General features: G+C 68.0%; 7 protein-coding genes and 1 pseudogene. 4 read left to right on the top strand and 4 right to left on the bottom strand.

The annotated features are described in order from the left end of the window. Positions 1–37: 37 nt before the first annotated feature. The 3 genes and pseudogenes from D2K64_RS25965 to D2K64_RS16520 form a co-directional block, all read right to left on the bottom strand. Entirely contained in the window at positions 38–1,273 is a 1,236-nt protein-coding gene (locus tag D2K64_RS25965; RefSeq protein ID WP_120009491.1) for a penicillin acylase family protein, read from the bottom strand. Between the two features lie 20 nt (positions 1,274–1,293). Next, positions 1,294–2,247 (bottom strand): annotated as a pseudogene (locus D2K64_RS25960) (penicillin acylase family protein); the annotation flags it as partial. 56 nt (positions 2,248–2,303) lie between these two features. Next, a complete protein-coding gene (locus tag D2K64_RS16520) occupies positions 2,304–3,887 on the bottom strand; it encodes an ABC transporter substrate-binding protein (protein ID WP_120009484.1) in 1,584 nt (527 codons plus the stop codon). Between the two features lie 122 nt (positions 3,888–4,009). Here D2K64_RS16520 and D2K64_RS16515 point away from each other — a divergent pair, with 122 nt between their 5' ends. Next, positions 4,010–5,440 carry an amidase gene (locus D2K64_RS16515; RefSeq protein ID WP_120009483.1) on the top strand — a complete coding sequence of 477 codons (1,431 nt, stop codon included), beginning with the start codon at positions 4,010–4,012 and terminating at the stop codon, positions 5,438–5,440. Here D2K64_RS16515 and D2K64_RS16510 read toward each other — a convergent pair. Then, positions 5,437–6,177 carry a GntR family transcriptional regulator gene (locus D2K64_RS16510; protein WP_202910713.1) on the bottom strand — a complete coding sequence of 247 codons (741 nt, stop codon included), beginning with the start codon at positions 6,175–6,177 and terminating at the stop codon, positions 5,437–5,439. The two genes, D2K64_RS16515 and D2K64_RS16510, sit on opposite strands and share 4 nt — an antisense overlap. 108 nt (positions 6,178–6,285) lie before the next feature. Between D2K64_RS16510 and D2K64_RS16505 the strand changes: the two genes are divergently transcribed. From D2K64_RS16505 to D2K64_RS16495, 3 genes are all read left to right on the top strand, one after another. Next, a complete protein-coding gene (locus D2K64_RS16505) occupies positions 6,286–7,524 on the top strand; it encodes an aminotransferase class III-fold pyridoxal phosphate-dependent enzyme (protein ID WP_120009482.1) in 1,239 nt (412 codons plus the stop codon). Next, a complete protein-coding gene (locus D2K64_RS16500; RefSeq protein ID WP_120009481.1) occupies positions 7,511–9,313 on the top strand; it encodes a flavin-containing monooxygenase in 1,803 nt (600 codons plus the stop codon). Before D2K64_RS16505 ends, D2K64_RS16500 begins: the two co-directional genes overlap by 14 nt. A gap of 501 nt (positions 9,314–9,814) precedes the next feature. Continuing rightward, positions 9,815–10,675 carry an alpha/beta fold hydrolase gene (locus tag D2K64_RS16495; RefSeq protein ID WP_120009480.1) on the top strand — a complete coding sequence of 287 codons (861 nt, stop codon included), beginning with the start codon at positions 9,815–9,817 and terminating at the stop codon, positions 10,673–10,675. Positions 10,676–10,691 lie beyond the last annotated feature (16 nt).

Here is a 10,691-nt window from a genome sequence, read left to right as displayed (position 1 = left end):
GAACGCGCCGGACCTGACGATGTCGCCCGCGCACGCCTCATCGCTGAAGCTGCCAAGGAGGTCTCACAACCAGACAGATAGGCACCATTCGGCAGGCCGCCCATTCCGTCGCTTGATCGCAGTAGTGCGGACCACCTGGATGGCCGGATGCGCCGTGGAACACGGCCCAGCGGCTCTCCTCCCAGTCACCGACATCCATCACGTAGCGGCACAGCGAGCCATAGGTGGCGGTGGGGCCTGCGGCGGGAGCCAGGCCGACCGCCATGACCGTGTCGCCATCCCCGCCGAGCGGCATGGAGGGTGGATCCAACAACGGCGCGGCGTCTGGAAACAAGGCGGAGAGCGGATGACGGAAGGCCGGGCGATGCTCCTCCCCCCAGGGCGAAGCCGGTGCAGCCGCGGCTGCCTCCAACGCGCTTCGCAAGACGTCGTCCCAACTCCACCCATCCAGCATGCCAGTATCGTCGTTCCGGAGCAGCGTCGGCAAAGCCCACCAGAGGTTTCCTGTTGGCGACACACCCGGCGGCACGGCGGCCCAGGGATGGGCCGTCATCCCCGCCAGCCCCGAACGGCGGGCAAGAATATCGGTCATCGCCCGTCGCAGCGCATTGTAGTGCCCGGCGGCGGCCGAGCCGGCGTCCATTCGTCCATCCCAGCCTAACAGCTTCTCGCGCAGCGAGGCCGCGGCCGCGTTCGCCGGAACCGACAGGCCGCGGAGCCGCCCCTGGAACAATGCGGCGTTCCGAGAAAGCACATCCGCGTGGACCGCCGCGGCGTCATCCACCCGGAAGCGCGGCAGGGAGCGCAATAGCTCGACGATGCGCGCGGCTCGGTAAGGCGGATGGCAATCGGTGCAGAGATAAGGCTCGCCATCGGCAACCACGCGATTGTTGGCGGTGACGATGATGCCGTCCTCCGGATCGATCACCTCCGGCATGGCTTCGTGCGGAAGATAACCCTCCCACTCCCCTTCTCCCGTCCAGCCCGGCACGGCGAACCAGCCGTTCTCGCGGGGCCGGCGCGGCACCAGGGCGCGAACCCGGTGTCCAATACGCCCTTCGATATCGCCGGCAACCAGGTTGTGGTCGATCAGTCCCCAGCCCCGCGTTGCCTCGAACAGCGCGGGAACACTCCCGGCGCGCAACATCCGCGGCAGGCAGTCGAAGGAGAGATCAGTGTCGACGAACTGAACCGAGCGCAGCGCGAGGGCGGCGCCGGAGGCTGGATCGCCGGCCACCACCGGCCCGCGCCGGGTTTCCCAGATGGTAACCACATGATCGGCCCGCCGCGGACAGAGACCGTCTCAGTGCGGGTGCGAACAGGCTCGCGGCGGCCCTGGAACAGGCAATCGCCGTCATCGAAGCGTTCGAGGAACAGGTCGTGGATGTCCACGAAGGCATGAGTGACGCAGCACGCGACCCGAGCGTTGTGCATGAAGTGCGGAAAGGCGGGAACGCCAGGGACGGTCAGCCCGATCACGTCCCACTCATCGCAGGCCAGGTGATGCTGAGTGTACATCCCCGGGATCTCGAAAGCGCGGTGCGGGTCCCCGGCCAGGATCGGCCTGCCAGTGGCACTTCTGCCAGGGCCGACCGCCCAGTTATTGCTGCCGCCGCCGGTCTCGTCCGGCCCCATGGCCGTAAGCAACGCACCGATGGCGGGCCGGAGCGCGGCGAGGTCGGCCGCCATGCGCTCGCCAACGGCACCGGCCGGAATGCAAAGCAGCTCCGCACCACCATCGTCGTAGCGCAGCTTGGCCGCGTTTTCCACGCCGACGACCGCCAGCGCCAGGATGCGGGCCAGCTTGAACCACACGGAGCCCATCAGCAGGCCGAGGCGGCGCATCACCGCGATCGGGTGCCAGCCCTCCCAGCGTTCCGGCGCAGCCCCGAGCATCAGGTATTCGACCGGCAACGGCGCGCCGGAATCTAGGAATGCGTTGACCCCGGCGGTGTAGTGCTCGAGCATCGACCTCGCCTCGCCGCCGAGCGCGGCATAGTCGCGGCGGCAGGCGGCTTCCATCCCCAGGCGGCGACAAAGCGCGTCGCTCTCGGCAGCCTCCGCTCCCAGCCATTCTGCCGCCCGTCCCAGGGCGCGGCGGCGGCTGAGCTCCATCTGGAACAATCTGTCCTGGGCGTGAACAAAGCCCAGGGCGAAATGGGCATCGCCTTCTGTCCGCGCCTTGATATGCGGGATGCCCCACTCGTCCCGGTGCACGACGACCTTCTCGTCGAGACCCCGCAGCATCTGTGGGCTGCGCGTGTCAGGCAGGGCAGCGCGAAGCGCGGCGGCATCGACGATCATCAGGCGGCCGCCAGCCTGACACCCCAGAAGATGGGATAGGATGATTGGGCCAGCCCCTGCAGCCTCCGGCGGTAGCCGGCGGGACGGGAGAACTGGCCCCACATCACGGATGGCGTGGTGCGGTACGCGTCCTCCTGAATGGCGGCGGCGATCCGCGCGCGCGACGCATCGTCCGGCGCCGCGGCGAACTGGGTCAGCAGCGCCGACATCGGCTCGCTGCAGCTCCAGCCCGGATAATCGCCGCAATTGTTGGAAATATAGAAGTGCGTCAATGGCGATGCCATGTCCACGCCGTTGCTGTAGACCGGGAACACGCTCCAGCCCTCCTTCAAACCCCGGCGCTGCAGCACCGTTCCCCAGTCCATCACCTGCTCGTCCACGGTGAAGCCCGCTTCCCGCATCCGCTGCGCCAGGAGGCTGCCTGCCGCCTGGGAGATGGAGCCCGTGACCTGCAACATCACCACGGGCTCGCCCTTGTATCCGGTACGGGCCAGCGCAGCTTTCGCCGCTCCGGGGTCGAACTGGGCAACGTCGGAGCCTGCGTCGCTGGAGAAGGGGGCGTCGCACATGAAGAAGGAGGTGCAGCGCTCCAGCCGTACGGAGGGACCAATGCCTGCGGCCTGCAGCATCTCCTTCTGGTCCACCAGCTTCCAGAGCACGGAGCGCACCGCCGGATCAGCGAAGGGACCAGTGGCGGCGTTGAGGCGGAAATTGCCCTGAAACATGTCGAGGCCCCTCAGGGTCATCACCTGCACATCCGGCAGGCGGGCCAGCATGGAGATGAGATCGTAGGGCAGGTACTGCATGTAGTCGATCTCGCCGGCGGCCAGGGCATTGGCGCCGGTGGTGTCGTCGCCGATGATCTTGATCACGAGTTCCGGCACGTGCACGGTCTTGCCGCCCGCCAGGAAGTCGGCCGGCTCCGTGCGAGGAACGTAGCCTTCGAAGCGGGCCAGCACCATGCTGTCCCCGCCCCTCCAGCGCTCGGCGACGAAACGAAACGGCCCGGAGCCGATGACGTCCTTGATCCGTCCTTCGCCGGCAGCCGCCACCACCCGCGCCGGCATCATGGCCGGCAGGGGCGCATTGGGTTTGCCGAGCACGTTCAACATCAGTGGAAACGGCGTGGAAAGCGTGATCGTGAAGTCGCGCTCGCCCTTCGCAACCGGCTTGGCACCGGCGGCCAGCATCATGCGGCCCAGCGCGTCCCTCGGGGCCCATCGCTGAAGGGATGCCACGCAATCCGCCGCGGTGACGGGAGCGTTGTCGTGGAAGCGCAATCCGGGCCGCAGCGTGAAGTTCCAGGTCAGGCCGTCGGCGGAAACCTCGTGCTTCTCCACCATCTGCGGATGGATTCGCCCCGCCGCATCGCTGCCATAGAGCATGTCGAACACATGGTAGCTGAAGGTGCGGGTGATCGCGGCGGTAGTCATGTGGGGGTCGAGGATGACGACCTCGGATTCCAGCATGACGGTGAGCGGCTTCTGCTGCGCCGCGGCCGGATGGGAGCCCAGCGCCGCCGGAAGCGCGAGCGCGGTTGCGCCCGCCAGCACGCCGCGCCTCGATACGGTGATGGTGCTCATGACGCCCCTTCGATTCTGCGGCGCCTTGCTTGATCGCGGCGCACTGTTGATACACGATATATCCGATATCACGAGGAGCAAGAGGTTTCGGTTCTCCTGCTTCTCCGAGGAGGCATCCCGCCATGTCTGACGAACTGCTCTTCACCTCGGCCACCCGGGCCGCCGCCCTGATCCGGGATGGCGCGCTGTCGCCGGTCGCGCTCACCGAGGCCGTTCTCGCTGCGGCCAGACGCGTGCAGGAACGGCTGAACCCGTTCGTGGTGCTGCTGGAGGAGGAGGCACTGACATCAGCGCGTGCGGCGGAGGCGGCTGTGCAGGATGGCGCGAGGCTCGGTCCGCTCCATGGGGTCCCGGTCAGCATCAAGGATCAGGTGGATGTCCGGGGCGTGCGCACCACCTATGGCTCCGCCATCTTCGCCGACGCACCGGAGGCACAGGTCGATGACGTGACCGTGGCGCGGCTGCGCGCGGCGGGGGCGATCATCTTCGCCAAGACCACCTTGCCGGAATTTGGGCACAAGGCGCTGACCGACGGCCCCGGCTTCGGCACCACGCGCAACCCGTGGAACACCGCGCGCACATCTGGCGGGTCGAGCGGCGGAGCCGCGGTCGCCGTCGCGACGGGGTTGGGCCCGATCGCGCTCGGGATGGACGGTGCCGGTTCGATCCGCATCCCGGCGGCATGCTGCGGGATCGTGGGGCTGAAGCCGACGCTCGGCTCGATCCCTTGGCAGCAGGGGGCGGACGCCTTCGGCAACTACACCTATGCCGGGCCGATGGCGCGGACGATCGCCGACCTTTCCACCATGCGCTCCGTGCTGGCCGGGCCGGACGCTTCCGACCCCTGGAGCCTCGGCGCCGCGGACCTGCCCTTGTCGCCGCGCCTGGCGGGGCGGGATCTGCACGGCCTGCGGATCGGCGTGATGGAACGCACCGGCAACGCGCGCGTGCAGCGGGAGGTGGCGGCGAACCTTCGGGCGTCGGTTTTCGTGTTCGAGGCCATGGGCGCCGCGACCGAGGCGGCGGGCGGAGACGTGGACTGGATGGAGATGCCGGGCCGCGTGATGTACCAGGCCAACTTCGCGATCTCGCAGCGGTGCCACTTGGCCGAGTGGCGGGACAGGATGGACCCGACGCTGCTGGCCTTCATGGAGCGCGGCGAGACCTTCAGCCTGACGGAATTCCGCGAAGGCCAGTACGCCCGGACGCGGCTGTTCCGCGCGATCCAGCGCCTGTTCGACCGCTTCGACGTGCTGATCACGCCGACGTTAACCCGCACGGCACTTCCCGCCGATTTCGACGCCGCGCATGACGAGGTGGAAATCGAGGGGGAACTCTGCGGGATCACGCGGCAGGGATGGAGCAGCTACGTCTACCCCTTCAACCTGACGGGACACCCGGCGCTGACGGTACCCAGCGGGTTCGACGAAACGGGGATGCCGACCGGAGTGCAACTGATCGGGCGCTGGGGCGCGGAGCTTGATCTGTTGCGGCTGGGCGCGGTGCTGGAGGCGGCGCGGCCTTGGGCCGATCGCCGCCCTCCGCCGGTCTAGGCCACGGCGCGCAGCGCATCCAGCTCCGGGCCGGAGGCCAAGGGTTTCTCGTCCAGCCGTCCGGCATCCAGTTCCCGAAGCATGTCCAGCAGCCTCGCGCCGCCCTCGATCGTATCTGCCCGGATGGCGGTGCGGACGGCGGGACCGTCATGCGCACGCAAGGCGTCCAGGATGTCGAGGTGGCGGTGACGTCCGGCGTAGAACGGCGCGGCGTGTGGATAGAGGTAGGTCAGCAGCGGGCCGTTGCGGAGCCAGAGCCCCTGGATCATGTGGAAAAGTTCCGGCATGGCCGCCGCCTCGTAGATGCGGGCGTGGAAGTGCCAGTTGCTGCGCACCGCCTCGGCCGCGTTCCCCGCATCCTCGGCCTTGCGCAGGCGGTCATGCAGCCTGGCGAGCGCCGCAACGTCGCGGGTGGAGACATGCTCGGCGGCGCGCGCGGCCGCCAGCCCTTCCAGTTCCATCCGGATCTCCCGCAACTCCAGGTATTGCTCGGCCGAGAGCCGCGGCACGGTGAGGGAGCGGCTGGTCTGCAGCGTCAACGCGCGTTCACGCACGAGTTGCATGACCGCCTCTCGCACCGGCGTCTCCGAGACACCCATGGTGGCGGCGAGGTCGCGGATCTTGAGGCGCTGATGCGGGCGCAGGCGCCCTTCGAGCAGGGCGGCGCGGAGCGTCTCATAGACCCTGTCGTTCAGGCTGGTGCGGGTCAGGACGGGAAGTGAGGCGGTCAGGGGCATGGTGCCAAAGATATGCGACGCGACGGTTGAAAACCAAGCAACTGGGTGATGACGATCTTTTATATATGATATATCGGTTGCATGAGCCCTGAAGAAGGAGCGGCTGCCATGTTCAACAGCGAAGCGGTTCCGCACGCGAGCAGTTCCGATCAGGTTCTGCGCGCCCGGGCCGAGCGCGTGATCCCCGGTGGCCTTTGGGGGCATCTCAATGCGCGACTTCTGCCGGAAGGCTATCCCCAGTTCTTCGAGCGTGCGGAAAGCTGCCGCCTGATCGACGCCGACGGCCGGCAGTTCATCGACATGATGTGTTCCTGGGGTCCCATCGTGCTCGGCCACCACCATCCGGCCGTCGATGCGGCGGCGGCGGCGCAGGCGGCGCGGGGCGACTGCATGAACGGCCCGGCGCCGGTTTTGGTGGAACTGGCGGAGCTGGTCGTCGCCACGGTTCCGCATGCCGACTGGTGCCAGTTTGGCAAGAACGGCACCGATGCCACGACGAACTGCGTCACCATCGCCCGCGCCGGGACGGGCCGGCGCAAAGTGCTGGTGGCGCGCGGCGCGTATCACGGTGCAGTGCCCTGGTGCTCGCCCAGCGTGGCCGGCGTGACGGCGGAGGACCGGGCGCACCTCGTATTCTATTCCTATAATGACATCGCGAGCCTGCACGCAGCGGCGGAGATGGCAGGAACCGATCTGGCGGCGGTCATGGCCTCCGCCTTCCGCCACGACATGGGGAAGCCTCAGGCGCTGCCCACGCCGGAGTTCGCCCAGGCCATCCGTGCACTCTGCGACCAGACCGGGGCGGCACTGATCCTGGACGATGTCCGCGCCGGCTTCCGCATCGATCTCGGCGGATCCTGGGAGCCACTGGGGGTGCGGCCGGACCTTTCAGCCTGGAGCAAGGCAATCGCCAACGGCCATCCGCTCGCGGCCGTGACCGGGCGGGAGCGCTTCCGCGAGGCTGCCACCCGGGTGTTCGCCACGGGCTCCTTCTGGTGCGGCGCCGTGCCGATGGCGGCCGCGGTCGCCACGCTGCGGGAGCTGCACCGCCTCGATGGCCCCGCCCTCATGCGCGCCCTGGGCCGGCGCCTGCGCGACGGGCTAGAGGAACGGGCGGCCCGGCACGGACTGCGGATCGAGCAGAGCGGCCCGCCGCAGATGCCCACCGTGCTCTTCGCCGACGATCCCGGGTGGAAGCGCGGCTACGCCTTCTGCGCCGAGGCGCTGCGCCACGGGGCCTATCTGCATCCCAAGCACAACATGTTCCTGTCCTGTGCCCATACGGAGGCAGATATCGACCACGTGCTCGAAGCCGCGGATGCGGGGTTCCGTCATGTCGCGCGCTGACGCCGCCCGGCCTGCCACTGCCTTGCTGCGCGACTGGGTGGCGCGCTTCGGCACGGCGATCGCGGCGGGGGATGCATCCGCCGTTGCCGCGCTGTTCGGCGCCGAATCCTATTGGCGGGATCTCGTCGCCTTCACCTGGACGCTGCACACCTCTGAAGGACGCGAGGCCATTCGGGCGATGGTGGCCCGGCAAGCTCCTCTGGTGCAGCCCGGCACCGTCGCCCCGGAGGGTGAGGCCAAGGTGGCGGCCGACGGCACCGTGGAGGGCTGGATCACCTTCGACACCGCGGCGATGCGCGGCCGCGGGTACGTGAGGCTGCGGGACGGGCTGTGCTGGATCTTGCTGACGGCCGGGCGGGAACTCAAGGGCTTTGAGGAGCATGAGGGCCCCACCCGCGAGCGCGGCGCCCCCCTCCCGGGTCAGCACGGCGCGCCAAGTTGGCTGGAGCGGCGTCAGGAGGAAGCCGGGCGGCTGGGCCGGTCCGAGCAACCCGAGGTTCTGATCGTCGGCGGCGGCCAGGGCGGGCTCGGCTTGGCGGCGCGGCTGAAGCGGCTGCGCGTTCCCACCCTGGTCATCGATCTGCACGATCGGCCGGGCGACAACTGGCGCAAGCGCTACAAGTCGCTCTGCCTGCACGACCCAGTCTGGTACGACCACATGCCCTATCTTCCCTTCCCCGCGCACTGGCCCGTGTTCACGCCGAAGGACAAGCTCGGCGACTGGCTTGAGATGTACGCGAAGGTCATGGAGCTCGATTGCTGGAACCGCACGCGCTGTGAGCGCGCCACCTACGATGAGACGGAGGGGCGGTGGACGGTCGTGGTGGACCGGGACGGCGAGGCGGTGACGCTGCACCCCCGGCAGCTCGTGCTGGCCACCGGCATGGCCGGAATGCCGCAGATGCCGTCCTTTCCCGGCACGGACAGCTTCCGCGGCGAGCAACACCATTCCAGCCAGCACGCCGGCGGCGTCGCCTACCGCGGCAAGCGCGTGGTGGTGGTCGGTTCCAACAACTCGGCCCATGACATCTGCGCCGACGTCTGGGCGCATGGAGCGGAGGTAACTATGGTGCAGAGGTCCTCCACCCTGGTGGTGCGGACCGACACCATGCTGCGCCGCGGCTGGGGCGCGCTGTACTCCGAAGAGGCGGTCGCGAGCGGTATCGACACTGAAAAGGCGGACCTTCTGGCCGCCTCCATACCCTACCGCGTGCAGCCGGCGCTGCAGCGCCCGCTTTGGGAGGAGATCGCGCGGGAGGACGCGGCATTCTACGACCGGCTCCGGGCGGCAGGCTTCCTGCTGGATTTCGGAGAGGACGGAACCGGCTTGTCGCAGAAGTACCTGCGCCGGGGCTCTGGCTACTACATCGACGTCGGCACCTCCGAGCTGATCGCGGAGGGCCGCATCGGGCTGGCACGCGGCGCGGTCGAGGCCGTGGTACCGGAAGGGGTGCGGCTGTCCGACGGAACCATCCTCCCGGCGGACACGATCATCTATGCCACCGGCTATGGCTCGATGGATGAATGGGCAGAGCTCCTGATTTCCAGGGATGTCGCGGAGAAAGTCGGGCGCTGCTGGGGCCTCGGTAGCGGCACAACGCGCGATCCGGGTCCATGGCAGGGCGAGCTGCGAAACATGTGGAAACCGACGGCGCAACCGGGCCTTTGGTTCCACGGCGGCAATCTCGCTCAGTCGCGCCACTACTCGCGTTATCTGGCTTTGCAACTCAAGGCACGAGCCGAGGGGCTGGCGACGCCGGTCTACGCTTCTCCGCAACACGGAGAATGAGCTGCTCCTCAACGAACTCAGAGGAATGTTCCGTACCACCGATAGCGCCCGGCGCCGCTCCCATTCCAGGTGGCTTCGAAGGGGTGCCTCATGCCTGCCAATCACTGCCTCGACCGCGCAGGGTCAACAGTTACGGACCCCCATCATTCACATCCTTGCGACGCCATGGAAAGGGTGTTGACACCAGTGGTGGTCGCAGCTTGGCGCAGCCGTGCAACTCTGCTAGCCACTTCACGGAGCTGGGTTACCCGGGCCGTGACTGAACGGTCCGTTCAAGCGCGAGGTTGGATTTTGCCGTGCCTGATAGGCGCCAGACCGCGTGCCGCACCGGATGGACACGTTTCGTGAAATGGCTCCTGGACAGGAAGGCGATGCGGGAAGTTCCGGGAAGCAAGGCCCGGAACCCGTTTGCGCTGCAGGTGTGACGGTACGATGCACGCCGCGAAGCTTTGCTTTCCTGCCCACCGCTGATCCTGCACGTTCCCATTGTCATCAAGGTTGATGCCGACCGTGAATCCTTCCCTCGAAACCCTTGAAGCTGGTTCCCGGCGTTCGCGAACGACGTGCGGGGCAGGCCATGTCGTCTGGCATGAGTGGGGCGAGGGCGAGCCTCTGGTTTTGTTGCATGGAGGCGCCGGGTCCTGGCGGCACTGGGCACGCAACATCTTGTTTCTGTCGCGCAGCCGACGCGTCCTCGCGCCCGATACACCAGGCTTGGGCGAGTCCGACCTGCCGCCTGCAGGCACCAGTCTCTGGAGCCTGGCCGACATCCTCGCGGATGGGATCACCGCACAGATCGGACCAGGCGCGAGCTATGATCTGGTGGGCTTTTCCTTCGGCGCGGTGATCGCATCGCACATCGCAGCCCGTCCTGTGATGGGACTGAAGAGGGTCGTCCTCACCGGCCCCGGGGCGCTCGGGCTACGACGCGAGGCGACGCCGCTGGTGTCCGTCCGCAACCGGTCGGAGCAGGACCGCATGGCGGCGCATTGTGCCAATCTTGCCAGCCTGATGCTCGCCGACCCCGCCTCGATCGACGATCTGGCCCTCGAAATCCAGAGCTGGAACAGCGATCACGCGCGCTTCCGCAGCCGGAACGTCGTGTCAGACGCGGCTGTGCGGGACGTGCTGCCGGCCATCAACGTGCCGGTTCACGCCATTTTCGGCGAGCGTGACGCGATCGCCTACCCCTACGTGGCCGATCGGGTGGATCTGATCCGTTCCCTCTGTCCGGGCGCCGATGTGAGGGTGATCCCCAAGGCAGGACACTGGGTGTCCTATGAGGCGGCGGACGCGTTCAACGCCATCCTCGCCGGGATGCTCAAGATGCACGACGCCGCAGAGTCGACCAGGCGTCGTTAATTGCCGCCCGGAGAAG

Source organism: Teichococcus vastitatis, assembly GCF_003604215.1.
Lineage (GTDB): Bacteria > Pseudomonadota > Alphaproteobacteria > Acetobacterales > Acetobacteraceae > Pseudoroseomonas > Pseudoroseomonas vastitatis.
Note: the sequence above shows the minus strand (reverse complement) of the source record. Positions and strands in the feature narration are given on the sequence as shown.

Bases quoted from the DNA above. Each gene is read 5' to 3' on its own strand.
- D2K64_RS16520 (WP_120009484.1), bottom strand. From the start codon at position 3,887: ATGAGCACCATCACCGTATCGAGGCGCGGCGTGCTGGCGGGCGCAACC.
- D2K64_RS16515 (WP_120009483.1), top strand. From the start codon at position 4,010: ATGTCTGACGAACTGCTCTTCACCTCGGCCACCCGGGCCGCCGCCCTG.
- D2K64_RS16510 (WP_202910713.1), bottom strand. From the start codon at position 6,177: ATGCCCCTGACCGCCTCACTTCCCGTCCTGACCCGCACCAGCCTGAAC.
- D2K64_RS16505 (WP_120009482.1), top strand. From the start codon at position 6,286: ATGTTCAACAGCGAAGCGGTTCCGCACGCGAGCAGTTCCGATCAGGTT.
- D2K64_RS16500 (WP_120009481.1), top strand. From the start codon at position 7,511: ATGTCGCGCGCTGACGCCGCCCGGCCTGCCACTGCCTTGCTGCGCGAC.
- D2K64_RS16495 (WP_120009480.1), top strand. From the start codon at position 9,815: ATGCCGACCGTGAATCCTTCCCTCGAAACCCTTGAAGCTGGTTCCCGG.